Here is a 24446-nt window from a genome sequence, read left to right on the forward strand (position 1 = left end):
GCTCTCTGTCCACCCCCCCGAGCAGGAATATGGCCCGGGCTGTTAGCCCATATCTCCCGCCCCTGACAGGCCGGGCTTCCTTATTGTCCACCCCCAAATCAGCGCATGAACCCTTTGTCCCTCAAACGGATAATGAACCTTTTGCGGGGCCTTGCTAAAATCGGCCCCCATGCCTCGCTTCTTCTTCGACCTATCTCATGGCGGTGATGTCTACCACGATGCACGTGGAGATACCTTCAAAGACTTTGCGCAAGCCAAGGCAACGGCACTCGACCTCCTACGAAGGTTCCCGGCCGGTGATCGCGATCTAACCTGCACGATCCGCGACGGATTCGGGCGCTCGGTTGCAAACGTTAGCATCAAATCGGGTATTTCGGGCCGGGAAGCATTCGGACCTCAGTCCTCGTTGCAGGACGACACGCTATCGAAGGCCTTGCCATTCCTCGCTGGCGGCTGAAACTACCCCTTGGCGACTAACCCGATAGCCCGCCGCTGGTGTGCCCCCACACCTGGCGGCGGACTAAGGGTGGCCGGCGCCTCTGTTTTGGAGATTGCCTAAGCGTGCGCCGGCCTGGCGAACCGTGATCCGCCGCATATGCAAAGTAGCTAAAGCATCTGCGATCGACATGGTGTGATCGCGGAAGCTTGGGAGGCTTGACGGCGGCGGCTTCAATAAGTGACGATTAATATACGGTAAATGGTCGATCCTTCAGGGGTGTAGCCAATTGCTGAAGCCCGCTGTTGGACCCCGGCAGCGGGCTTTGCATTTTAGAGGCTGTTAATACGTGCGCCGTAGCCCTCAAGGCTGGCCATTCCGACAACAGCCCGTCGCCTAGCGTGAAGCGCGGCCGACATCACCCTTCAAAGGGAGGAATGATCTTTGCTCCGGCCTCTTGCCAACGATGATCTCCGATCGCCATATCTCACTCGGATGGGGCGACCTCTCTGGAGATCGCCGTGGGCAAAGAACACCCCTTCGTTGAAGATACGCTGGGCAAGAAGCTGAAGGCCGGCACAGGCCTGTCGGTGAGCTGCCTAACGTGCAAACGCATGGCCGTGCTCGACATGGCCGAGATGGTGAAGCGGCTCGGGCCGGATCATTCCGCCATGCATTGGGGTCTGATCAAAGTCGTCTACTGCCACGAGTGCCGTGCCGCCGGTCGCGACGACCGGAATCTACAGTTCACGAATCATGCGATGACGCCGAAGCAGCGCAAGGGTTCGACGCCTTTGCCCATAAGCTGGCGGGCATAATTGCAAGCCCTCATTTGGAACGCTTCGTGCAACAAGCGGACCATCAATGCTCTCCCTCGTCGGCTAGGTATTCCCTCACATTTCCGAAGTCGCGGTACACCCCGCCGTCGGGATGCTTTTTCTCGTGCCACGAGATCGACCAATAACCAGTGTCCTCAAGATCTTGCATAGCGCGGATTCGATCGGCATCGGCCGGAAATTGCTGCTTGAGGAGTGAGTTGACTGCGTCCACCCCGCCCAGACGATAGGCTTGCAGGCAAATGTCGTGAAACATTGTCTATCCCCGAAAAGACTCGCATGAGCAGAATTGCGCAACTGGAGGCTGCAACGCAAGCGGGCTCTCTCGCCTTAGTTCACCCCGACCGGACCGTACCCTCTTCAGCGGCGCCGGAATACGAGAGACTATGCCTCGCCCTAATCATCGGAACGGTAGGAAAGGCGCGCAATCATGCTGCCGAACGTTTCAGTAGCTCCGCGTATCGGCTCGTCTCTAAACCGTAGCCAGGATATGGGCTGCTCAGATACTCCTGCATCTTCCGGATCACGCCGCGGCCGGGGATCACAAAAGCGGGGTGAATGTCACGCACCAGCGCAATGCCCCGCTTGCAGTATTCCGGCTTCAGATCGCCGAGACGAACAGGCCGGAATGGTCGTTGGGCAGCTTGTTGATCGCCGCGGAGCTCACCTCGCGTCCGACTCGGTTGAATTGAAGCAGTCCGTCGATGTCGTGAGTGAGAAGGCTCTTCAGGTCGCTTGCAGGACGCGACTGGCAAGCTCGATATGACAAAGTGGCCGGCGCCAGTGATTCGAACGTTGCTTGACAAGGACACCCGCCAATACATTGAGGGCAGCCGATGATCCGGACGACGAAAACCGGACAGGTTCGTGAGACCAATTTCTATACCGCCGAATTCAATCGACTGCAGCAACGCGGGGAAGAAGCTTTGCGCCTTTACCGGATCGCGGCCAGCGACTGCCCGCGGAGCTTCGACTAATACCACGCGGCCAAGGCCACACTGCGAGGGTTGGGCGCGGCGACATAGGCTCAGAAGATTCGGCAAAGGTGCAACGCAAGAAGTTCGTGAAGCTTGCAAGAGCTCAAGTTGGATGGGCAGCAGCGGATGTCTGATGATCTCGCATCGAAAGCTGACCGACCGCTTCCGGCCCGAAATAAGACATTCATGATCGTCCTCATCGGCGTTTGTCGCGGGGTAGGCGAAGGCTTTGATGTAGGCAAGCCATTGTAGCTCACTTGGCGAACCAATCCGCTCTGTTTCTGAGCCACCGATGGCGCCAGTGCCTCCGTCGGCCATTTCCTAGAGCCCACCAACCTCTCGAAACCGAAGGACGGCTGAAGCCTCGACCGCCTATGCCGCAATGGCGCGTCGCGAGTTTCATCCCCTGGGCGAAGCCCGTTCCTCGCCGAACCAAGAAACGCGCGCCTGCGCCATCCTACGCTTTGCTGCGGTCGCAAGCGATACGGCAGCGGTCGCCTGTGGCCTCACGATCGCCATCGAGGCCGCATGGTGCGGGCTCGCAAACGAGAACGGAGACTGAAAAATGGCGACCATCGGCACCGTCAAGAAGACCAATACGAACGAATTCACCCGCGAGATCGTCACGCCGACTTCTGACCGCGCGAATAGCGCCCGAGTACGAAAAGCAGCCGCAGCTGCCCCATATCGCTAAAGTCTCCCCGTCAGTACCATTCGGCAAGCGCGCCATGCTAGAACCATCCAGGAAAGGCAACGCGTGCCGCCGTCGCCAGCGGTGGGATGTCCTCGTCGGGGACCGAAGAATAGGGCCACAACAGCTGGGCCCTGATCGAACTCCAACTGCCGGCTGCCGCCATTGCCTTGTCGAGGGCGGCGTCGCTGACGGCGTAGCGTGCCCGAAATGGTAGGACGTGGTCCGCGAGAAAGGCCTGTACGCGTGCTTGCATCTCGAAGGCCGCTTGTTCCCCGGCTCGTATCTGCGCCCACCACTGCAGTGCGCCTTTCGGGCTAAGGCAGGCGATGTTCGAATAGCTGCCATGCGCACCGTTCGCGTAACCGGTTGCCAGCGTGTGGCCTGGCACGAACACCGAAAGGCCCGACAGTTCGCGCCGCATGCCGGCGTACCAGCTGGCGTCGCCGCCGGGGAGTTTTGCCCCGACAAGCGAGGGTACCGCGGTGCCCAATGCGGCAATACTTTCTAGAGCGAGCCGCCGCTTGGCGTGGGGCGGGTTATAGAGCACCAGAGGAGTGCTCGGCGCTGCCTCGGCCAAGCCCGAGACGAAACGCAGCACTTCTTCGTCGCTTGGTGGCCACCAGTCCGGCAAGGTGAATTGCACTCCGGAGAGTCCCAATCCCCCAACCCGCTTCAATCGCTCGCATGCAACTCGCGGATTGGACTGGCTGATGCCGATCTGGAATGGGATTCTCGCGGCACCGGCGACTGCCGCCACCATCTCGCTCAGCCGGTCGAACTCTGCTTCAGTCTGGCAATGGAATTCACATGCCGTGCCGTTGGAATAGACGCCGTGAACGCCGGATGCGCAGAGCCGCGCGAGGGTTTCTTGCGTGGCGCTCCAGTCGATATTGCCATCCAGGCCCACGGCCAGCATCACGGCGCCCCAGATGCCGCGCGGCGCGTCTGCGGGGAGGGCGGAGAGATGATCACTCATGGTCCGACTAGCGCAGCGTGAAGCAGAGCGGCATGAAGTCTCCAAGATTGACCTCTATGCGGCCCCTCCTTGGAACGATCAGTAGCGGCGACAACGATCCGGTGGTGATCACCATGCCTTTTTTGAAGCTGCCGAAATGATCGTCGGCCATTCCGGCGAAAGCGATGATGGGAGAAAGGGCATCGCCAAACGGGTATTTGGCGGTCTCGCGCTGGCTGATCGCTCCGTCGCTGGAAAGCGTGATCGCCATCCCGTCGACCTTCGGCGCTTGCGCCAGTGTCTGCCTGCCGATGACGTAACCGCCTGTGACCATATTGTCGGCCAGCGGCGCGAACGGGCCGGCTTTGGTCCGGTCGTCAATGCGAGAGCCGATGAGCTCGATGCCGAGAATGAAATGCTGGATGGTCTGCAACACGGCCGAGCGGCCAGCTTTGGCGATCTCGGGCGTCAGGTCGGCGCCGAGCCTGACAGCCACTTCGATCTCGAGCCCGGCGAGGTCGCGTTCGCGAAGTTCGATCGTTCCGCCATCGTCGACAACTATTCCGGCGGGGATCGGCGCAGCCATCGCGATACCATCGGGCGGCATGGCCACCTTGGCGACGGGCACGCGCTCTCGGAGCTGCTTCAACACCGCGCCTTGAACGGCCATCGCATCGCCGCGCGTCAGGTCGACCAAACGCGACCCCGGTACGCGTCGACGCGGGTTCCCGTGAGCCTCGGCGATGGCCTCGGCAATCGTATCTATGTCAGCCGGCATCAGCGATTGTTTCCTCGCGGCGGGATTTGTCCGAGGCGTGGGCTGCCTCGATGATGCCGATGAGGTTGCGCCCATAGGCGCCCGTCACCGGTACCGGCTTGTCGTCGACGATAGCGTCGCGCAACGCTGCCCATTCGCGTTTCACCGCATTGTGCATCCAGGCGGGCTCGAACGAATCCGGCAGGTCGGTCCACACGGTATCCCGACCAATCATCGTGCCGCGATCCATGTCGATGCGTAGCGTGCCGCGCTCGCAGACGAGATCCATCGCAAAGCCGACCGCACCGTTGCGATAGCCAATACTCTGCACCTGGCCCAGGCCGCCACGTTTGAAACGCAGCGCCAGCATCGACGTATCATCCGCTTCCTGCTGATGGAATTTTGCGCCGAGCATGGCGCTCACCGAGATGACTTCGTCATCCATCAGCCAGACGAGACCGTCGAGCGCGTGAATGCCGGCCGTCATCAGCATGCCGCCACCGGTAGCATTGCGCAGGTGCCAGTCGCGCCGGTTGTGCTCCATCCAGAGCTTGATCATCCAGCTCGACGCGATCAGCGGCCGTCCGATCTCGCCTGCCTCGATGACCTTCTTGGCTGCCATGCAAGGTTTCGAGAAATGCAGGAGGTGGGCGACCATCAGCTTGACGCCACTCTGCGCCACAGCCGCATTGATTGCATCGCATTCGGCTACAGTTCGCGCCATCGGCTTTTCGAGCAGAATGTGCTTGCCGGCCTTGGCCGCGCCGATCGCCATTTCGGCATGCAGCGCGTGCGGGGCAGCGATAACGACGGCATCGACGCCACTGTCTTCGAGAAGTTCGCGCCAGTCGGTGTAGCCCTTGCCGCCATATTCGGCCGTGAAAGCCGCCAGCGCCGTCGCGTTTCCACGGCAGGCTGCGACGAGGCGGATGCCGTCGACCTCCTTGATTGCGCGTGCATGCGCGGCGCCAAAATCGCCCGCGCCGATAATGCCTAGTGCAATCATCGTGCTGCCTTCTGATATGCGGCGTCGATCAGCGACATCGCCGCAACATAGTCGTCTATGGAGATTGCCGGCGCAGCGTTTCGCCGCAACCGTTCGAATGTGTCGCGCATGCTGAGGCGGTAGCGAGTAGCCGGCAGTTCGACCGGCAGGTCCACAACCGTAGCGTCGTCGAGAGTTGCGCAGATCGCCTTGTCGCCACGGTCGATGAGCGTGGCGTTGGCGGAGACGATGCGCCATTCGAAATCCCCGCCAGGGAGCATTGAAGCGAAGGTATAGCCCGCCTCAATGGTGAACACTGCGCCGGCATTGTCCTCGAGCACCAGCAATGCGTAGTCCTCAACCGAAGCCCTGTGGATGCGGTTTCCCATCGATACATCTTTGAGATGGAGCTCTCCACTGGCCAGGCTCAGCGCTGCATCGACACCGTGGATGCCCAGATTGCGCAATGCGCCACCTCCGCCAATCGCGGGATCGACCACCCAGCCGACACCATCGGCGGCATAACGCTCGGGCGGCCCGTTGACGACGCGGAAATGGCCGTGCGCGACTTGGCCGGCGCGGCCTTCCCTTCGCAGCCTCTCAAAGGCGATCACCGCCGGGCCAAAGCGATTGGGTAAAGGCACGCCGACGAAGGCTTTTCGTTGATGGGCTAGGTCTCTCAGTTGCATCAGCGGCGCCGTGCCGGTCGCTGCCGGCTTCTCAAGGATAAGCGGGACGCCGGCTTCGATTATCCTGCGCGCCCTGGCCGGCAAGCTCGAAGGATGTCCCATCAGCAAGATCAGATCCGCAGGTGTTGCAAGGACGTCTTCGAATGCAGCAATCGCGCTCAGCGAGTTGCGCGCTGCAAAGCCCCTTGCATGCGCCTCGTCCTCATCCCACACGCCGATGATTTCAGCGCCGGCATCGCGCGCCGCATCGAGATGCAAGTCGGCGTGCCAATGGCTAATGCCGGCTAAAACGACTTTCATCTCCCGATATTTCCTCCTGCACTTGCAGGATATCCTACAAGTCGTTATAGGACAAGTCGTCAGCCCCTCAAGCGAAGTGGTTATCGGCGTCGGACAGCAGTGGAAACAGGAAACAAGATGCCGGTATTGAAGTCGATCGAACCGCTTAGCCGACCACCGCTTTTGCATGTGACCGTCCAGGAGAGCCTGAGGAATTATATCGAGGCGAACAGGCTCAAGGCAGGCGACCCGTTGCCCCCGGAGACCTTCCTGGCGCAGCGGCTCGGCGTTGGCCGCAATTCGGTCCGCGAAGCGATCAAGGCGCTGGAATCGATCGGCATCCTGGAGACGCGTCGTGGCATCGGCGTGTTCGTCAAGGAATTCTCCTTCAAGCCACTACTCGACAATCTGGCTTATGGCCTGCAGGACTCGCTGCGCGACGTCGAGGAACTGCGCGAGATTCGGCGTGTGCTCGAGACCGGGCTGATCTCCAAGACCATCGAGATGATCAGCGCCGAAGACATCGACGAGCTTCGCCGGTTGACCGAAAGCATGCGCCAGCGCGCGGAGCGCAGCGAGAGCTTTGCCGAAGAGGACCAGCAATTCCATCAGATGCTGTTCCGCTGCCAGAACAACCACATGCTCAGCGCATTGATCGATATCTTTTGGGTGGCGTTCAACAAGGCCTCGGATTTCACCAATCTCGACAATCCGACGCCGCTCGCCACCTGGCGCGATCATCATGAAATCGTCGAGGCGGTCGCCGCCAAGGATGTTGACCGGGCACGTAGCCGGCTCGACGATCACTACAGAGGTATCCAGCAAGTTATCGCCAAAAACCGCACAACCTGAAAAATGCCAAGGGAGGAAACCATGCGCATCAAGACGATAGCCATCGCTGCCGCGCTGCTGTTCGGCACCGGCCTGCCGACCATCGTGCAGGCGCAAAGTCCAAAGACCATTGCGGGTGGTTTTGACGTCGGCCCCGGCGGTTTTCCCAAGAACTTCAACCCGCTAGTCGCGACTGGCGGCTTCACCTGGCTCAGCACCTATTTTGAACCGCTGGTCGTCTGGAATGCGGGGCTGACCCAACTCGAAGGCGACCTGGCCAAGAATTACACGGTGAGCGCCGACCAGCTGACCTATACATTCAACCTGGTCAAGGAGAGCTGGCACGACGGCAAGCCGTTCACGTCGAAGGACGTGAAATTCACCATCGATCTTGCCAAGAACAAAGCTTCCGGCAGCCTGTTCGCGGCACGCCTCGGCGATATCGCTTCGGTCGAGGCGCCCGACGACAGCACCGTAATCATCAAGCTGTCGAAGCCGAACGCCTCCTTTCTGTCCATTCTTTCGCAGGTGCTGATCCTGCCGGAGCATGCTCTTGCCGGAATGCCGCCGGAGTCGCTGGCAACCAGCACCTGGTGGTCGACCAATCCGGTCGGCACAGGTCCGTTCAAGTTCAAGAAATACGTCACCGACCAATATGTCGAACTGGCCGCGGATGACGATTATCGTGGCGGCAAGCCGAAAGTCGACGTGCTGATTAACCGCTATTTCGAGAGCCCGGCCGCGGCGGTCGCGGCGCTGCGTGCTGGTGAGATCCAATTCACCTATGTCGAGCCTGACGACGCGGCGTCGTTCAAGACCGATTCCAACTTCAAGGTGATCGAAGGCGGCTCCTACGTGGTCAACTATATCGGTCTCAACCAGCAGGTCGACCTGTTCAAGGATCTCAAGGTTCGTCAGGCGATCATGTACGCCATCGACCGTAACGCGATCATAGAGAGCCTCTATGGCGGCGCAGCCAAACCAGCCAACTGCGGCTTTGTGGCGCCGCAACTGGTCCCCGAAGGGCTGGAAACCTACGCCTACGATCCGGCCAAGGCCAAAGCGCTGTTGGCAGAGGCGGGCTGGGACAAGATCAACGGCGACAAGCCCATCACGTTGCTGACCTATTACGGCTCTCCGCAGGCTGCCAATGTCATGGCAGCCATCCAATCCATGCTGTCACAGGTCGGCGTTAACGTCGTGCCGCGCGTCGTCGACACGCCGACCTACAATGGCATCGTCTACAAGGGAGGCACGCCGGACTGGAACGCATTTCCCATGGTCTATGCCGGCCTGCAGAATGGCCCGAACCCGGCTGGCATCAATCCGGGCCTGAACAAGTCGCAGATTCCGCCCGCCGGCTTCAACACCATGCGCATCAAGTTCGACGACCTGAGCGCGGCTTTAGACAAGGCGCTCGGTGAAACCGATGCATCGAAGCTCGATGCCGCTTGGCAGGACGTTTGCAAGGTGATGAACAAGGACCTTCCGTGGGCAACGCTGTGGGTGGCCAATCGCTACGGCGTTGCCTCCAATAAGCTGAAGGATTTCGTCTGGACGCCTGCGCCCGCCGGCGGTCCTTACGCCGCTCATCCCGAGGCCTGGGACATTCAGTGAGCAGGCGGGTCTCCCGGCCCGCCACAAGGGCCGGTTTCCTCTGGGATTCGGCCCACACCATCCACTTGCGGAAAGCCAATGCTGAGCTTCATAGCCCGCCGCTGCGCCACAGGACTGTTGATGCTGGTTGCCTTGAGCCTCCTCATCTTCATCTTGTTGCGCCTGTCGCCGGGCGATCCGATCGACGCATATATCAATCCTTCCGTGCCGATGTCGGCTTCCGATCTCGAGACCCTGCGCGACCGCCTCGGTCTCGATCGGCCGCTGCCGCTTCAGTATTTCGGCTGGGTGCGTGCGGCTCTGTCGGGGGATTTCGGCTATTCGATCCAGCGCAACGGCGTGCGGGTGTTGCCGCTGGTGATGGAGCGCATCGGACCCACGGCTCTCCTGATGGGCGCGGGGCTGGCGATCGCCATTGTCGTCGGTATTGCGACCGGTATCTACAGCGCCGTGCGCCGCAACGCCTGGCCCGACATTGCGATGTCCGTGCTGTCGTTCATCGGCATATCGAGTCCGGCCTTCCTGACCGCTCTGCTTGGCCTCTATTTTTTCTCGGTTCTGCTGCGCTGGGCGCCGTCAGGCGGCATGCAGACCGCGGGCGCGCCATTCTCGATCTCCGATGTGCTTGCCCATCTAATTCTGCCGGCATGCCTGCTGTCGATCGGCCACGCGGCGCTGATCATGCGTTATATGCGCGCTTCGCTGCTCGAAGTGCTCAACCAGGATTATGTCCGCACCGCCCGGGCCAAGGGCGTGCGAGAGTTCTGGGTGATCATCAAGCACGCCACCCGCAACGCGCTCTTGCCGGTCATCACGCTGATCGGGTCGACCGTTGGCATCGCGATCGGCGGCGCGATCTTCCTGGAGAGCGTCTTCAACTGGCCAGGCATGGGCTTGCTGCTGGTCAACGCCGTCGGCACGCGTGACTATCCCGTCATCACGGGTGCCACGCTGGTGATCGGTGTCTGCGTCATTCTGGTCAACATTCTCACCGATGTTGTCTACGCCTTTGTCGACCCGCGCATCCAGGTGGGGTGATGACGATTGCCGAGATCGAACCACCCATGCAGCGCACCAAGGGTCCATTGCGCCGCGCACTCGGCCGCTTCATCGAGAACCGCGCCGCGCGGGCCGGTCTGGTCATCGTGATCCCCGTGCTGATAGCGGTCATGACCTACCACTGGTGGTGGCCATACGCTCCCAACGCCATCGACCTGAAGGCCATGAACAAGGGACCGTCCGCCACCCATTGGCTCGGCAGCGACGGTGTCGGCCGCGACGTTTTCGCGCGGCTTCTGCAGGGTGGTCGCATCTCGCTGCTGGTTGCCGTCTGCTCGGTCGCGATCTCCACCGTCATTGGCTTCCTCATCGGTGCTATCGCGAGCTTCGGCGGCCGCGTCGTCGATGCAACCGCGATGCGCTTCGTCGATCTCGCCATGACCTTGCCGCCAGTCATCTTCTTGCTGGTTCTTGCCTCGATCGCCGGCACCGGCATCGCGCCGACAATCCTTGTCATCTCGCTGCTATCGTGGCCAGTTCTGTCGCGCATGGTCAGGGCCCGCCTCCTCGAACTGCGCGAGCGCGATTTCGTCGTTGCCGCGCGCGGCATGGGGGCAGGGCTGCCGCATCTCCTGTTTCGCCACGGCCTGCCCAATTGCATGGACATCCTCGTCGTCTACGCGACTTTGCAGATCGCCAACGCGATCCTGTTGGAAGCTGGCCTCTCTTTCCTCGGCCTCGGCATCGCACCACCCGAAGCGAGCTGGGGCAATATGCTCAATCTTGCCCGCTCCACCGTCGTCCTCGAACAATACCCCTGGCAGTGGATGTTCCCCGGTGCCGCCCTCGTACTCACGGTCCTCGCCATCAATTTCATTGGCGATGGCCTGCGTGATGCTTTCGATCCCCGATCCGATCTCAACTGAAGGTTTCAAAATGCCACTTTTTACCGGCGTCGTGCCGCCAGTCGTTACCCCCCTCAACAACGACTACAGCATCGACTTTCCGTCGTTCACCCGGACGCTGGAGAACCTGCTCGACGGCGGCGTCCACGGACTGTTCGTGCTTGGCTCGACCAGCGAGGTGGTTTTCCACGACCAAGGCGGGCGCAAGGCGATCATCGAGCACGCGGTAAAGGTCAACAACGGCCGCGTTCCGATCTTCGCCGGCGTCATCGATCCGACCACCGACCGTGTCATCAACCATTCGAAGATCGCCAGATCGGCCGGAGCCGACGCAATCGTCGTCACCGCGCCCTTTTACACGCGCACCAGCCAGCCGGAGATCATCGATCATTTCCGCTATATCAAGGATGCGATCGACATCCCGATCATTGCCTATGACATCCCGGTCTGCGTCCATATCAAGCTCGATCGCAAGACGACGGTGACGCTTGCCAAGGAAGGCACCGTTGCCGGCCTGAAAGATTCCAGCGGCGACGATGGCAATCTGCGTTATGTGCTGAAAGACATGGCCGGCGACGCCGGCTTCTTCGGCATGACCGGCTCCGAGATCATGGTCGATACTGCTCTCGCCATGGGCGCGCATGGTGTTGTGCCGGGCATCGCCAATGTCGACCCGCACGGCTACGTCAAGATGTGGAACCTGATGCAGGCCGGCAAGCATGCCGAGGCCCGCGTCGAGCAGGAACGCCTGCTGAAGCTGTTCGAGATCGTCTGGATCGCGCTCGGGCGCACCAGCGCCGGTTCAGCCGGCGTCGGCTCCTTCAAGACCGCCATGCGCAGCCTCGGCATCATCGCCACCAACAGGATGGCCCGCCCGCAGCGCGATCTCAATGCCGAGGAAACCGCCAAGGTCGACGCGATCCTGCGCGACGTCGGCCTGCTTGGCTGATCATGGAAGCGCCGATCCTCCAGATTGCCGGATTGCGTGCCGTGTTTCGCATTGCGGGGCGCGACATTGCGGCCGTACAGGACGTTGATCTCGAGATCGGCTCCGGCGAGACCGTGGCGCTGGTCGGCGAGTCCGGTTCGGGCAAGTCAGTCACCAGCCTCTCCATCATGGGGCTCCTGGCGCCGAAGATCGGCCATATCGCTCACGGCCATATCTCGATCAGACGACGCGACGGTTCCGTCACCGAGCTGACCGGGCTGGACGCGGAGCAACTGCGCCGCGTGCGCGGCAACGACATCGGCATGGTGTTTCAGGAGCCGATGACCAGCCTGAACCCGGTTTACACTATCGGCGAGCAGATCGCCGAGCCGATGCGCATCCATCTTGGCAAATCGCATCGCGAGGCGGCAGCCGAAGCGGTGCGCTTGCTGATGCAGGTTGGCATCCCGGACCCCGCGCGGCGCGCGAAACAATACCCGCACGAACTCTCGGGCGGCATGCGTCAGCGGGCCACCATTGCCATGGCGCTCGCATGCAACCCGACATTGCTGATTGCCGACGAACCGACGACGGCGCTTGACGTGACGATCCAGGCGCAGATCCTCGATCTGCTTGCCACTCTCCAGGCCGAACGCGGCATGGGCATCCTCTTCGTCACCCACAATCTTGGCGTTGTTGCGGAAATCGCCGACCGCGTGGCCGTCATGTATGCCGGCCGCATCGTCGAGACCGGCCCGGTTGGCGAAGTCTTTGCCCGTCCGCGCCATCCTTACACGACAGGCCTGATGCGATCGGCACCGCGACTTGGCCAAGCAACGGTGCTGAAGGCGGCCGGCACACCGCTGCCGACGATTGCCGGCAATGTCCCCTCGCTGGCCATGCTGCCCGGAGGCTGTTCTTTTGCTCCAAGGTGCCCGATGGCGATCGACTCCTGTCGCGCCGCCGTGCCGCCGCTGTTGCAGGTATCGCCGACACAGACGAGCCGCTGCATCCGCTGGGAGGAGCTATGAGCGCGCCGGCTCCTTATCTGTCCGTTCGCAACCTGACCAAGCATTTCGCGCCGACAGCGTTCTCGCGCGGACCTGTGGTCAAGGCGCTGCAGGATATTTCATTCGACATTCCACGTGGTCAGGTGGTCGGGCTGGTCGGCGAATCCGGTTCCGGCAAGACGACAATTGGCCGTTCCGTATTGCGGCTGATCGAGCCGACTTCAGGCGAGATACGCTTCGACGGCAAGGACATCGTCAAGCTCGGGGCGAGGGAGCTTCGACGTCAACGTCGCAACATGCAGTATATCTTCCAGGATCCCTTCGCCAGTCTGTCGCCGCGCATGACTATCGGCCAGATCCTCACCGAGGGCCTCGATATCCAGGGCATCGGTAATCGGCCCGAGCGCCGCGCCCGCGCCGAAAAGGCGCTCGCCACCGTCGAACTGCCGGTCGATGCCTATGACCGCTACGCGCATGAATTCTCGGGCGGCCAGCGCCAGCGCATCGGCATCGCGCGAGCCCTTATGCTGGAGCCCGAGTTTATCGTCGCGGACGAACCGGTCTCGGCACTCGACGTGTCTATTCAGGCCCAGGTGATCAATCTTCTTCGCGATCTCCAGGTCCGGCTTGGCCTCACCATGCTGTTCATTTCGCATGACCTCGCCGTTGTCGAATATATCTGCGACACGGTCATCGTTCTCTACCTCGGACGCATCATGGAAGTCGCGCCCGCGACCGATCTCTATGTCCGGCCTGGGCATCCCTACACACGGGCATTGCTGTCGGCCGTCCCATCGCCAGATGCGTTCGCCAGGAAGCAACGGCAGATACTGAAAGGCGACATCCCAAGTCCCGCCAATCCGCCGTCGGGATGTGTTTTCAGAACGCGCTGTCCCGCAGCGATGGCTGCCTGTGCCGGCGCCGTGCCACGGCTACGGGAGATAGCTCCTGGACGTATGAAGGCATGCATTCGCGACGACATAGGCTGAACATGGCAGCCTAAAAATTGGAGTAGTTCTGATACTTTTTGGGACATTCACAGTCAGCGCGCAGTTGAGCGGGGAGGTGTCCGTTTCTGTACCCGCAATGGGGGCGGAGGAGGTTGGAAATATAGGGGATAAGTCCGGGCCAGAGATGCCGCAACTTCGTGGTCAGGTTGATCGAGGACGCCGCAAAGGGCGCGTAACTGCTGTCCATGACGAAAAGAGCGGGCCGGCACGAAGAGCCGGTCGTTGCGCCCACTCAGTCGCAGGCGGGAGCAAAAAAGGCCATCCCGGTATATGCGGAGGTGGACGGCCTTCTTTGCGATGCTTCACACCTTAATAGGCCTTCTTCGCGGCGCTCCTCCTGTGCTTCACCGGGCATTTGTGCTTCTTGGTCGCCTTGCAGGCCTTCCTTACGTGCTTCTTAGCCTTCTTCATGGTCATAGCATCCGAAGCGGGTGCAGAGCCAGTTGCGGCCGTCGCTGCTGGCGCTGGCTTCGTAGCCGCGGCGGCGTCGTTAGGGCTGAGAACTGGCATCGAGACGGCGAGCGCGAATGCAAGACCGACGGCAGACAGAAGAGACTTTTTCATGTGTCTATTCCTTGTTTGGCAAGTCGGGGGTTGAGCGTCACCCATCAGGATCGATGGGTGTTACTCCAAGCAGCTTCAAAGCTTTCGCGAGCATCCGGATTCCCTGCGCCTCCTTCTTCTTGGCGCAGTACCGGTTTCCCTTTCTCTGAAGAGCTTTCGCCGCGGTGACCTGCGTTGCCGCGGCATGCGTTTTGAGGGCTTCGTCGACTTGACGGCTGAGAATGGTGCAACGCTCGGTCCGGGTGAGCGGCGCCGCCTTTGAGGTGGAGGGTCCGGTCGCTGCCGTAGCGAGCGACAAGCTGAGCAACGCACCCATCAAGTTGATCGAGATTCTGTGCATCGCTTGTCGCAAACCCGAGCAAGTGCAGCACTGCTGCAGCCGATGAACTGATCCCTCCAGAGCATGATACGCTTGAATGATTTCTGCAGTTTTTCCTGAATGTTTCTGGATTGTGTCTGCCCTCGTGCGGAAGGTTCGCTGCCGCAAATGCCGAAGGAGCATGCGCCAAAACTTGGTGGTGGCATGACACGGATCATTCACGCCTGCGGTGGTGCCAATTGAGCTGTCGGGCAGGAAATCAATAGTTAGAGCCGGCGGTCGGTTTCGTTCGATAGCCTCCGACAGTGCGGCGAGCGGGCGGAGGGAGTTAGCCCGCCTTTAAAGATAAGCGCTTCTATTTGCAGCCGTTACCGGCCGTTCGCACCCAGTGACTGCGGCGAGTAAAGGTCCTATTTTTGTTAGATTAGAAATCCATCTCGGTGGATCATTAGCGGTTCCTAAGCCGGACAACACTAACCTCTGCCGATTGGTAGGGGATCCCGGATAAATGCCTTCAGGCGAACAACAGGCTTCGGCCTAACTTATCTGCGCTCTTTCCCTTTCGACCGCATCAAGATCGATCGTAGCTTTGTCAGCCTGATATGGGAAAGCAGCGAAAGCCGGGCGATCGTCAAGGCCGTCGCCGAACTTGGGGCCACTCTCGGCATGACCACGACAGCCGAGGGCGTCGAAACTGAGGAACAGTATCAGTTGATCAGGGAGAATGGCTGTACCGACAGGGTTGGCTGTACCGACAGGGTTGGCTGTTCGGTCGCCCCCTACCTCAGTCTAAGGTCTTTGCCCTATTCGAAGAAGCAGCCCATTTGAGAGCTTGATAATCGAGAAATGGAGCAAGATTGGCGTGCGATGCGATCCATACAGGTCGTACGGTTAGCCACGGCTTGGTTCAGGCAGGCGGGTTCGCCGGTTCGTGAGGTCCCCCGGGCAGACGCTTGTGCTTCTCGAACAGGTGCAGCTTTTCGGGGTATCCAAGCCTCAGCGCCGCGTTGCAGGACGGGCATTTGAATGAGGATATGGTTTTAAACCATGTGCCTTTTCGTACGATGGGGCGTTCGCACCGTGGGCACTCAAAGGTGAGATATTCGTCGTTAAGCTCTTGAGGAATCGGCAATCCGGCACCTTTAGGCTGATGGATGCCCACCATCGTCGCAGGTAATGGTGGGCATCTATGAATTGGCGATGAAGGGACTATGCTCGCCAGCACTCCCAAATGAAGATCTACGGAATATGTTGCGTCGTCGGGACTTATGAGTTGGCGGATAAGACGTCTGTCCGACGCGTATTACGACTGACGGGCAAGACACAGGTGTCGGGGTAACAACTCGGGCTTTTGCGCTGTTCCCGAGTAGCCTGCCGCGCACGTTGCCACTTCGCGCCCCATGCTACTCCAGTACTGCCCGCTGGCTCTGGCCGGCGGGCTTTTTGTCGGGCGGCGGCCTAGACGTGCACAGCCTCCGTTTGCGGTATGTAGAGCGCATTCCCTGATGGGACTTTCGCCGCGACCTGAAGCGTGAACAGGAGATGATTTTCATCGTCCGTCACTTTCATGATCCGAGGCTTCGTATACTTCCAGAAAGAATGTTTGCTCTCGTTTATCATCTCGCCGGCAGCCCGCACGGCTCCTTCCTTGCCGCGGGAGATTGACACCATCTACGTCGGAGATGAATTAGCTGTTGTCGACGTGGAAATAATAGGTCGTGATGATGCTCTGCCCTTAGTCGACAGGCCCAAACCATCCGGTGCAACTTTGTTTCTCGGAGCTTGGCAACCAGAGAAGGCACGGGACAGTGTCATCGTGTTTGAGGGATCAATCGAAACCGGGGGAATTCTCATGAAGAAGACTTACGAGCAGCCGACGCTGGCTCGCAAGGCGAAGCTTTCCGCAATCGTCGCGGTCCCATCTGTGCCGCCGCCTCCGCCCTGATCTATCGAAGCTCAGGCGAACTGGATAAGCCCGCTACTTCCGGCCGGCGGGTTTTTTAATGCGCGGATTTCCATGGAGGTCATTTACTCAGGATAGGACTCGCGCCTGAGACGAATACCACGCCCGCCGATTCGAATGCTTGACGGATGGCTGCGACCTTCAACGGGCGCGGCGTCCTAATACCATTCTCAAAATCGCGTATCGTGCCCTCACTCAGATTGCACTTGGCACTCAGACGGACTTGTGACCAGTTAAGCAGGGCTCGCGCGGGCTTCGACTGCTCTGGAGTCAGCTCGGCCACCATCTCAGCTGTCCATGTCTAGCGGCTTATGTCCCGCCTGACCGTGCCAACTTGCCGAAGGTCCGCGAGACCCTTATCAGCGGCAGCGGCTTTCCTGCTTGTTGCCATCGGAGTTCTTCCGGTTGGGTGAAATCACCCTTGACGGGTACAAGCTAACTCCGCGGCGAACCGCCGGTTCCAAACCATTACGGCGTTGCCGACCAGACCGGGCCAGCCACTCCGCCTTTGCTTTGCCAAACCCTTCGGCGGCGCACGCGATCCCACAGCGCTTTTTCTGATCGCAAGGTTCCGAAGCCGCCGCACATGTTGGGCCCGGTCGGCCATCAGTACGATAGCGAGTTTGCCGGCCCCACGCTGCGCCCCGATGCGCCACTGGATGGCGCCGAAAGTGCCTCATACATTACGAACGTGATCAGGGGTTCGAGTCGGGAGAGCACTACCGCCTTCCCCCCCACTCGGAGAGCGTACAATGTTTTCTACAGTGTCGGGCGTGATGGGTCTGTCTTGGTGCTGCGAAGACCGGTAGGGCCGGGAGAGTCTGACACGCAAGCTACCTGCGACGCGAACGGCAGTTTTGCGACCCATCTCGATCATCGAGGTGACTTTTGCCCCTTCTTAAAAGCAGACTTCGCCTGCGCAAGGATGGCGGCGTCCAGTGACACCTGAAAGCGGTTTCATCTTCAAGGCCACAGCGCCATCATGCGGGCCAAATCTACCTACTGGTGGCTTGCGAATCTCGGGTCGAAGGCAGACTGGCCTCGAGGAAGCGATGCCAGGCGCCGCCAAGAACAAGCGCGGTTTCGGCCGCACCGAACCCCGCCGAGGAGAGGCCTTGCGCCAACTTCGGGAAATCGAGGCTCGATCTGAACCAGGATGGCTGCTGCGGGAAACTTGCCGCCGCCTGTGTCTCGCGGGTCCAGCGGCCTTCGCGCATCCAGCGCACCACGCTGTCGGGCTGGTCCTGGCAGAGATCCGAGCCGATGCCGAGATGTTCAGGTCCCATGATCCCGGCCGCTTCCGCAGCCATTTTCCCGAACTGCTCCAGCGTCGTGTCCGATCCGTTCGGAAGGTGCAGCGGATAGAGCGACAGGCCGAGCAGCCCCTGCTTTGCGCGCAATGCCTGCAAGAGGGTCTTGGAGACATTGCGGTTGCTGTCGCGCAGCCAGCGTGGATTGGCGTGGCTGACGACCACCGGCTGCTCGGAGAGCGCGATCGTTTCCAGCGCGGTCCGCTCGCCGGCGTGGGACAGATCGATGATCATGCCGAGCCGGTTCATCTCGGCGATCGCCTCGCGCCCCATCCGCGTCAGGCCGCTGTCCTCCTTTTCCATCCAGCCGCAGCCGAGCAGCGACTGGTTGTTGTAGGTGAGCTGCATGAAGCGGATGCCGAGATCGAAAAGCATCTCGATCAGGCCGATGTCGTCCTCGATCGGCATCGGGTTCTGCAGGCCAAGCAGGATCGCCGTCCGGTTCGAGGCCCGCGCCCGCTCGATGTCGCCCGCATCGCGCGCCAGGAGGATCAGGTCCTCATTGTCGCGAAGCCAAGTGCGCCAGTCGACGAGATGGCGCACCGTCTCGCGGAAACCTTCGTGATAGCCGACCGTGGCATGGACCGCGGTCAGCCCGCCCCGGCGCATCTCCTCGAAAATTGCGCGCGACCAGTTGCAGTATTGCAACCCGTCGATGAGCACCTGCGGCGCGTCGCTGGTCATTCGGGCGCGCCCGCGTGGATGTAGGAGGTCTTGATCTGGGTGTAGAACTCGACCGCGGCGCGGCCTTGCTCGCGCGGCCCGTAGCTCGAGGCGCGGACGCCGCCGAACGGCACGTGATAGTCGGTGCCGGCGGTCGCCAGGTTGACCATTACGCAGCCGGAGCGCGAGGCGTGGCGGAACTTCGTGGCGCGCGCCAGCGAGCGCGTTGCGATGCCGGCCGTCAGCCCATAGGGCGTATCGTTGGCAAGAAAGATCGCCTCGTCGAGATCGTCGGCGCTCATCACGCAGGTGATCGGCGCGAACATCTCCTCCTGGTTGATGCGCATGCGCGAACGGCCGTTGAGGAACACTGCGGGCGCCATGTAGTGGCCGCGATGCGCCAGATCGAGCGCCTCGCCGCCGGTCGCTAGCTCGGCGCCTTCGCTGATGCCGAGCGTCACATAATCGAGATTGGCCGAGAGCTGCTCGGCGCTGACGACCGGCCCCATCTGGACGCCGGCTTCGAGCGCATGGCCGACCTTCAGGGCCTTGGTTTTCGCCAGCAGCTTCTCGACGAAGCCGTCATGCACCGGCCGGTGGACGATCAGGCGGGACGAGGCCGTGCATTTCTGACCGGTGCCGCCGAAGGCGCCGTTCACGGCAAGGTCGACGGCGCGATCGAGGTCTGCATCGTCCATGATCACAAATGGATTCTTCGACCCCATTTCGAGCTGCAGCTTCACGAAGCGCGCGGCGGCGAGCGCGGCGATGCCGGAGCCGATGGCGCCGGAGCCGGTGAAGCTCAGCCCTTGTATGTCGGCATTGGCGGCAAGCTCGCGGCCGATCGTCGATCCTGAACCCATCACCAGGTTGAACAGGCCCTTCGGGATCGCCTGCCGGCTGATGATCTCGGTGAGCGCCCAGGCGCTGGCCGGCGTGACGCTGGCCGGCTTCCAGGTAACGGCATTGCCGAAGGCCAGCGCCGGCGCGATCTTCCAGGACCCGGTGGCGATGGGGAAATTCCAGGGCGAAATGATCGCGACGACCCCAAGCGGCTCGCGCTCGATCAGCACATCCACGCCGGCCCTGACGGAATCGGACGAGGAACCCAGATTGCGCAAGGCCTCCGCGGCGAAATAGGTGAAGAACTGGCCGGCGCGATAGACCTCGCCGACGCCCTCGGGAAGGGTCTTGCCCTCCTCGCGCGACAGCAGCTCGCCAAGCTCCTTCGAGCGCGCCATCAACTCGCGTCCGATGGCGTCCAGAACGGCGGCTCGCGCCTCCAGCCCGGCCGCCGCCCATTCCCGTTGCGCGCCTTGCGCCGCCGCGACGGCGTCATGGATGTCGGACGGCCGTGCCTGCGCGAAACGCCCGACAACATCGGCAACGTCGGACGGATTGATATCCTCGACCCAGTCGGCACCGTCGCGCCATTCTCCTGCAACGAAGTTCTGACCGCTCAACATCCTGTTCGACCTGCATCAATTCGGTTGACAACGACCTAACCAATGCTGTGAACTTCAATCAAGCTCAATTTTTGGCACAAATGTTCAGGCAAGCTTAACGGTGACCAAAACCATCAGCCTGACCGGCATGCGCAGCTTCGTCGCGGTCTGCGAAACCGGCGGCGTGCGTGCCGCCGCCGACCAGATCGGCCGCACGCCGTCCGCCGTGTCGATGACTTTGAAGCAACTGGAAGACGATATCGGCGCGCCGCTGTTCGAGAGCGAGCGCAAGGGCGCGCTTTCGCCGGTCGGCCGTATCGTGCTCGACGAGGCGCGTGCCATGATCGCCCATTACGACCGCGCCTGCCTGGCGATGACCAGCTACGCGGCGGACCGGCAAGGCCGCTGCGACGTGGCCAGCGTGCCGTCGGTCGCCGTGACCTTGTTGCCGCGCGCGATCGCCCAGCTTCGCGCCGAAGGCAGCCGGTTCGACCTACACGTCCGCGACAGCGATTCCAGCGCCATCGTCGAGGCGGTCGAGAACGGTATGGTGGAGGTGGGCCTCTGCGTGCTCGCCGGCAGGCGGACGCAGCTTAGCTTCGAGCCGCTGTTCCATGAGCCGCTCGATTTCGTCTGCCCGGCCAACCATCCCCTGGCAAGATCGAAGCGCCCGTTGAAATGGGCTGAGCTCGATGGCGAGAGCTTCATCCGCAATGGCGCGGCCGCGGCACTGGGGCTTGCCGAGACCGAAGCGCTCGCCGCCGGCTCCAAGCTAACCGCGACCAATGTGAGCTCCAATTTGGCGATGGTGGAGGCCGGGCTCGGCGTCACCATACTGCCCCGGCTCTGCCGCTGGAAATCGAGCCACGACGTGCGGTTCGTGCCGCTTGCCGATCCGCGTTCGAGCCGCACCGTCGGCTGGATCGCCAAGGAGGGCCGCAACCTGCAGCCGGCGTCGCTGCGCTTCATCGAATGCATCCGCCTGCAGACGCGGGCGAGCGAGGGAGAGTTCGGCTATGCGGCGGCATGATCGGTGGGCGAGGGGATGACACGCCTGACCCAAGCCCGCATCGAAACGCTCGCCCGCGCCGCGCTGGTGCGGCACGGCGCCAGCGAGGGACAGGCCGAGGCCTTGGCCGCCGGCATCGCGGGGGCGGAACGCGACGGGTTGAAGTCGCACGGCTTGATGTATCTGTCGACCTATTGCGAGCATCTGACCTGCGGCAAGGTGCTGGGGCGGGCCGAGCCGCGCCTGACGCGGCCGGCTCCGGCGGTCGTCGCGGTCGACGCCGCCAACGGCTTCGCGCATGCGGCCATCGCCCTCGGCCTGACGGCGCTGATCGAGGCGGCTCGCTTGCAAGGTGTCGCGGCGCTCGCCATCTGCAACTCCTACAATTGCGGCGCGCTCGGCTACCACACCGAGCGGATCGCCCAGGCCGGCCTGGTTGGTTTAGGCTTCACCAACGCGCCGGCCTCAATCGCACCCTGGGGCGGCCGTAAGGCGGCGCTGGGCACCAATCCCTGGTCGCTAGCTGTCCCGGACGGGCAGGGCGGGGCGCGCTTCGTCATCGACCAGAGCGCCAGCGTCGTCGCCAAGAGCGAGGTCATCAAGCGCGCCCGCGCCGGCGAGCCGATCCCACCCGGCTGGGCTTTCGACGCAAGCGGCGAGACGACCACCGATGCCGGCGAAGCGTTGAAGGGCACGATGGCGCCGGCGGGCGGCTACAAGGGCGTCGGCTCGGCGCTCTTGGTGGAGATCTTCGCCTCATGCCTGACGGGAGCCAACCCCGGGCTTGTCGCCAGCCCCTTCTCCGGCACGGCCGGTGGCCCGCCGGGAACCGGGCAGTTCTTCCTGGCAATCTCGCCCGATGCGACCTCGGCCGGGGCATTCGCGGGGAATCTGGAAGCCGTCGCCGGCGCCTTTGTCAGTGAAGCGAGGCTTCCGGGCACGAAGCGCTTTGACGCGCGAGAGCGGAACGCAACCGAAGGCATCGCGGTGGCCGCCGAAACGCTCGCCACCCTCGAAAAGCTGGCCGGGACCGCCACATGACGGCGATCGCGCTGCGCCCGCCGGAGGTCGTCATGCGCCTTAAGCGGCTGGGCGCGGCGCATCCGACGCGGCTCAGTTTCCTGCGCCAGCTGATCCGCCGCGCCTCCAGGGAGAAATGGCGTGTCAGCAAGCATCTGTTCGACCTCAACGACAACGGGTTCGGGCGTGCCGTCTATGCGATCGAGACGCCGGCACGGACCTACAGCTTGGTCGCCTTCTCGACACCGCTCGATGACGAGAAGCGGTCCGACCGGGTGATCGCGCAGGCCTGGGATACCAGCTACGTGCTTTACGACGGATTGCCGGACGCCGCCGAAATCGCGCGGCTGGAAGCAAATGCGCCGCTGCAGGAGGCGGGCCGCTACACCAGAAGCGAGCTGGTGCTGGCGCGCGCGAACAAGAGCGTGCGGCTGTTCGAGGACGTGGCGTCGGCGCTGGCGCGGGGACAACAGCCGGACGAGGAGCAACTTCTCGGCGTCGGCTATCTGCTGCGCACCACGGCCGTTTACGGCAACGGCAAGTTCGGCATCGCCGACCGCGACGAGATCGCCGCGCGCCCGGAGCTTGCCGGATCCTTCCAGGCCGAGATGCTCACCGTCTGGCTGATCCGATCCTTCACGCTCGACCTTGTCGACCATATCGCCCGTCGCCGCAATCCGGCCGGCGCGGCGAGGCTGGCGCCGCAGTTGCGCCGGGCGCTCGGCGTGGGTAACGCGACGGGACTCGGCATGGCGCCCTTCCTCGTGCGCCACCCGCTACTGACGCATAGCTGGTTCCTCGCCCGCGAAACCGCGCTGGCGCGGGTGCGCGCCGAGCCGCAGGCAGGCGAGGCGGAACGGAAAATCTTTGCACAGTCGCTCGCCGATCTGGCCCAACGCGTCGCCCGCTGGCACAGCGACGATGACCGACAGGCCGGCGCGACCCGGTCCCTGGCCGCCGATCTCGATCGGCTGTCCGAAAACCTCGACCGCCTTCTGGCGAAACCGCAGCCCTGGGATGCGCTCTACCGCTTCGCGGAAGAGCACTTCTCCCTGGAAGGGCAGGAGGCCTGCGTCTCCCTGATCCTCGAGCCGCACGGGGCGCTGGTCGACGAGCTCGGCGACACGATGAAAGCCGACGAGACGCCGGGCCATGCCATCGACGGCGGCATCGACTGCGGCTCGCTGCGCCAGGCGCTTCTCGAATGCTATTCATGGGCGAGGGCAATCGACTTTGCTCAGCCGGCTCACAATGCGCGCTTCTGGTATGTATCGGCGGAGAAGCTCGAGCCCCGGCTCGGCGAGCGGTTCGAGGAGGACGGCGCCGAGCTCGAACAACCTTTGGCCACCGCGCGCGACGCGCTCAGCCTGGCGGCCGCGCTGGCGCAGGAGCCGGCCTCGGCCAGTGTCGCGGACTTCCTGCTGCGCCGGCCTGAATGGCGCCATGCGGTGCGGCGCGCCCAGATCGTCGCGAAATTCCCCTATGCCGAGATCCACGACAATCTGATCGGCGCCGAATTGCGGCCCGTCGACATATTGCGTGCCAAGCTCGCTTTTTTCGGCGCGCGCAGCTTCGATCCCCGCTCGGACCGCTGGCTGCGGATCGCGCTGTTCAGCGGCGAGCCGCTGATCGAGGATGTCGCCGTGCAGGCAGGAGAGGCCGCGTGATCGACCTGTCGCTCAACGAGGTGGAAACGCTGAGCGCCAAGGCGGCGCGGGGCGCCGGGTTTTCATGGGGACTGGCCGAGGATATTGGCCGCGCCGCACGCCGGTTCGCCGTCGAGGACGACAATTGGGGCATGGCCATGCTGAGCCTTGCCGAAAACGCGCAATCCCTCACGGCGCCCGATCCTGCTCGCGCGGCGCGCTGGCGAAAGGGCAAGGCCGACAAGCCTGCCCAAACGCCGCTCTGTCCGATCCGAACAGCGGCTTTGCTGCTCGACGCTCCGCTTCCGGCGAGCGCGCTGCCGCTGGCGATCATTGGTGTCGGGCTGCCGGTCTGGCTCGACGCCATGCTGCGCCGCTCGGCCATGCGCGTCGCGCGACCTGCGGGGCTGGCGAAGCGCGCCGATGTCGTCATCGAACATCGCGCCGAAATCGAGCAGCCGGCCACGGGCCGGCGCGGCGCGATAGACGAGCAAACCCTTGCGGCGCTCAGTTCCTTCGCCGCCAGAACGTATGTGCCGGAAAGCGAGCGATCGCGCATGCGCGGCGCAGGCGGCGGCCGGGTGGACGACGAATAAGAA

General features: G+C 62.5%; 26 protein-coding genes. 15 read left to right on the plus strand and 11 right to left on the minus strand.

The annotated features are described in order from the left end of the window. The first annotated feature begins 169 nt into the window (after positions 1-169). Both LB523_RS29485 and LB523_RS19035 read left to right on the plus strand, forming a co-directional pair. Positions 170-457: a DUF6894 family protein gene (locus LB523_RS29485; protein ID WP_411966480.1), complete on the plus strand. Its 288-nt coding sequence runs from the start codon at positions 170-172 to the stop codon at positions 455-457. A gap of 500 nt (positions 458-957) precedes the next feature. Next, a complete protein-coding gene (locus tag LB523_RS19035) occupies positions 958-1254 on the plus strand; it encodes a hypothetical protein (protein ID WP_224605882.1) in 297 nt (98 codons plus the stop codon). Positions 1255-1297: 43 nt separating this feature from the next. On the opposite strand, the gene LB523_RS19040 is transcribed toward LB523_RS19035, so the two are convergent. After that, positions 1298-1528: a hypothetical protein gene (locus tag LB523_RS19040; RefSeq protein ID WP_224605884.1), complete on the minus strand. Its 231-nt coding sequence runs from the start codon at positions 1526-1528 to the stop codon at positions 1298-1300. A gap of 172 nt (positions 1529-1700) precedes the next feature. Further along, complete coding sequence (locus tag LB523_RS19045; RefSeq protein WP_224605886.1) at positions 1701-2567, minus strand: hypothetical protein; 867 nt, start codon at positions 2565-2567, stop codon at positions 1701-1703. A 247-nt stretch (positions 2568-2814) separates the two neighbouring features. Between LB523_RS19045 and LB523_RS29280 the strand changes: the two genes are divergently transcribed. Next, on the plus strand, positions 2815-2943 hold the full coding sequence (locus tag LB523_RS29280; protein WP_263490638.1) for a hypothetical protein: 129 nt from the start codon (positions 2815-2817) through the stop codon (positions 2941-2943). Between the two features lie 37 nt (positions 2944-2980). On the opposite strand, the gene LB523_RS19050 is transcribed toward LB523_RS29280, so the two are convergent. From LB523_RS19050 to LB523_RS19065, 4 genes are read right to left on the minus strand one after another with little or no spacing between them, the layout of a single operon-like run. Further along, positions 2981-3919 (minus strand): dihydrodipicolinate synthase family protein, encoded by a 939-nt coding sequence (locus LB523_RS19050; protein WP_224605888.1) that lies wholly within the window; start codon positions 3917-3919, stop codon positions 2981-2983. A 7-nt stretch (positions 3920-3926) separates the two neighbouring features. Further along, positions 3927-4676, minus strand: a complete 750-nt coding sequence (locus LB523_RS19055) for a hypothetical protein (RefSeq protein WP_224605890.1) — start codon at positions 4674-4676, stop codon at positions 3927-3929. Continuing rightward, positions 4666-5661: a Gfo/Idh/MocA family protein gene (locus tag LB523_RS19060; RefSeq protein WP_224605892.1), complete on the minus strand. Its 996-nt coding sequence runs from the start codon at positions 5659-5661 to the stop codon at positions 4666-4668. The genes LB523_RS19055 and LB523_RS19060 overlap by 11 nt, the downstream gene beginning before the upstream one ends. Then, positions 5658-6629 carry a Gfo/Idh/MocA family protein gene (locus LB523_RS19065; RefSeq protein WP_224605895.1) on the minus strand — a complete coding sequence of 324 codons (972 nt, stop codon included), beginning with the start codon at positions 6627-6629 and terminating at the stop codon, positions 5658-5660. The genes LB523_RS19060 and LB523_RS19065 overlap by 4 nt, the downstream gene beginning before the upstream one ends. A gap of 117 nt (positions 6630-6746) precedes the next feature. Here LB523_RS19065 and LB523_RS19070 point away from each other — a divergent pair, with 117 nt between their 5' ends. The 7 genes from LB523_RS19070 (at position 6747) to LB523_RS19100 (ending at position 13887) form a co-directional block, all read left to right on the plus strand. Further along, the gene (locus LB523_RS19070; RefSeq protein ID WP_140542389.1) at positions 6747-7460 is read left to right on the plus strand and encodes a FadR/GntR family transcriptional regulator; all 714 of its coding nucleotides are present in this window, start codon (positions 6747-6749) and stop codon (positions 7458-7460) included. Between the two features lie 21 nt (positions 7461-7481). After that, entirely contained in the window at positions 7482-9056 is a 1575-nt protein-coding gene (locus tag LB523_RS19075) for an ABC transporter substrate-binding protein (protein ID WP_224605898.1), read from the plus strand. Positions 9057-9134: 78 nt separating this feature from the next. After that, positions 9135-10094 carry an ABC transporter permease gene (locus LB523_RS19080; RefSeq protein ID WP_224605900.1) on the plus strand — a complete coding sequence of 320 codons (960 nt, stop codon included), beginning with the start codon at positions 9135-9137 and terminating at the stop codon, positions 10092-10094. Between the two features lie 26 nt (positions 10095-10120). After that, positions 10121-10981 carry an ABC transporter permease gene (locus LB523_RS19085; RefSeq protein WP_411966481.1) on the plus strand — a complete coding sequence of 287 codons (861 nt, stop codon included), beginning with the start codon at positions 10121-10123 and terminating at the stop codon, positions 10979-10981. Between the two features lie 10 nt (positions 10982-10991). Further along, on the plus strand, positions 10992-11909 hold the full coding sequence (locus tag LB523_RS19090; RefSeq protein ID WP_224605904.1) for a dihydrodipicolinate synthase family protein: 918 nt from the start codon (positions 10992-10994) through the stop codon (positions 11907-11909). Then, complete coding sequence (locus LB523_RS19095) at positions 11909-12919, plus strand: ABC transporter ATP-binding protein (protein ID WP_140541243.1); 1011 nt, start codon at positions 11909-11911, stop codon at positions 12917-12919. The genes LB523_RS19090 and LB523_RS19095 overlap by 1 nt, the downstream gene beginning before the upstream one ends. Then, complete coding sequence (locus LB523_RS19100; RefSeq protein WP_224605906.1) at positions 12916-13887, plus strand: ABC transporter ATP-binding protein; 972 nt, start codon at positions 12916-12918, stop codon at positions 13885-13887. Before LB523_RS19095 ends, LB523_RS19100 begins: the two co-directional genes overlap by 4 nt. Before the next feature lie 330 nt (positions 13888-14217). Here the strand turns inward: LB523_RS19100 and LB523_RS19105 are convergent, their stop codons facing one another. Together LB523_RS19105 and LB523_RS19110 are read right to left on the minus strand one after the other, a co-directional pair. Further along, entirely contained in the window at positions 14218-14472 is a 255-nt protein-coding gene (locus tag LB523_RS19105) for a hypothetical protein (protein ID WP_224605908.1), read from the minus strand. A gap of 37 nt (positions 14473-14509) precedes the next feature. Next, positions 14510-14812 carry a hypothetical protein gene (locus tag LB523_RS19110; protein ID WP_224528505.1) on the minus strand — a complete coding sequence of 101 codons (303 nt, stop codon included), beginning with the start codon at positions 14810-14812 and terminating at the stop codon, positions 14510-14512. Positions 14813-15367: 555 nt separating this feature from the next. On the opposite strand from LB523_RS19110, the gene LB523_RS19115 reads away from it, so the two are divergent. Beyond that, positions 15368-15619, plus strand: coding sequence for an EAL domain-containing protein (locus tag LB523_RS19115; protein ID WP_411966482.1), 252 nt, complete (start codon positions 15368-15370; stop codon positions 15617-15619). Between the two features lie 1196 nt (positions 15620-16815). On the opposite strand, the gene LB523_RS19120 is transcribed toward LB523_RS19115, so the two are convergent. The 3 genes from LB523_RS19120 to LB523_RS19130 form a co-directional block, all read right to left on the minus strand. Beyond that, positions 16816-17040 (minus strand): multiprotein-bridging factor 1 family protein, encoded by a 225-nt coding sequence (locus LB523_RS19120; protein WP_224605911.1) that lies wholly within the window; start codon positions 17038-17040, stop codon positions 16816-16818. A gap of 709 nt (positions 17041-17749) precedes the next feature. Then, a complete protein-coding gene (locus tag LB523_RS19125) occupies positions 17750-18748 on the minus strand; it encodes a membrane dipeptidase (RefSeq protein ID WP_224605914.1) in 999 nt (332 codons plus the stop codon). Then, complete coding sequence (locus LB523_RS19130) at positions 18745-20193, minus strand: aldehyde dehydrogenase family protein (RefSeq protein ID WP_224605917.1); 1449 nt, start codon at positions 20191-20193, stop codon at positions 18745-18747. The genes LB523_RS19125 and LB523_RS19130 overlap by 4 nt, the downstream gene beginning before the upstream one ends. Positions 20194-20293: 100 nt before the next feature. On the opposite strand from LB523_RS19130, the gene LB523_RS19135 reads away from it, so the two are divergent. From LB523_RS19135 to LB523_RS19150, 4 genes are read left to right on the plus strand one after another with little or no spacing between them, the layout of a single operon-like run. Continuing rightward, on the plus strand, positions 20294-21202 hold the full coding sequence (locus LB523_RS19135) for a LysR family transcriptional regulator (protein WP_224605919.1): 909 nt from the start codon (positions 20294-20296) through the stop codon (positions 21200-21202). 15 nt (positions 21203-21217) lie between these two features. Then, complete coding sequence (locus LB523_RS19140; protein WP_224605923.1) at positions 21218-22222, plus strand: Ldh family oxidoreductase; 1005 nt, start codon at positions 21218-21220, stop codon at positions 22220-22222. Next, positions 22219-23868 (plus strand): hypothetical protein, encoded by a 1650-nt coding sequence (locus LB523_RS19145; protein ID WP_224605928.1) that lies wholly within the window; start codon positions 22219-22221, stop codon positions 23866-23868. The genes LB523_RS19140 and LB523_RS19145 overlap by 4 nt, the downstream gene beginning before the upstream one ends. After that, on the plus strand, positions 23865-24443 hold the full coding sequence (locus LB523_RS19150; protein ID WP_224605931.1) for a DUF3726 domain-containing protein: 579 nt from the start codon (positions 23865-23867) through the stop codon (positions 24441-24443). Before LB523_RS19145 ends, LB523_RS19150 begins: the two co-directional genes overlap by 4 nt. The last annotated feature ends 3 nt before the right edge of the window (positions 24444-24446 follow it).

This window comes from Mesorhizobium sp. ESP-6-4 (assembly GCF_020164735.1).
GTDB lineage: Bacteria > Pseudomonadota > Alphaproteobacteria > Rhizobiales > Rhizobiaceae > Mesorhizobium.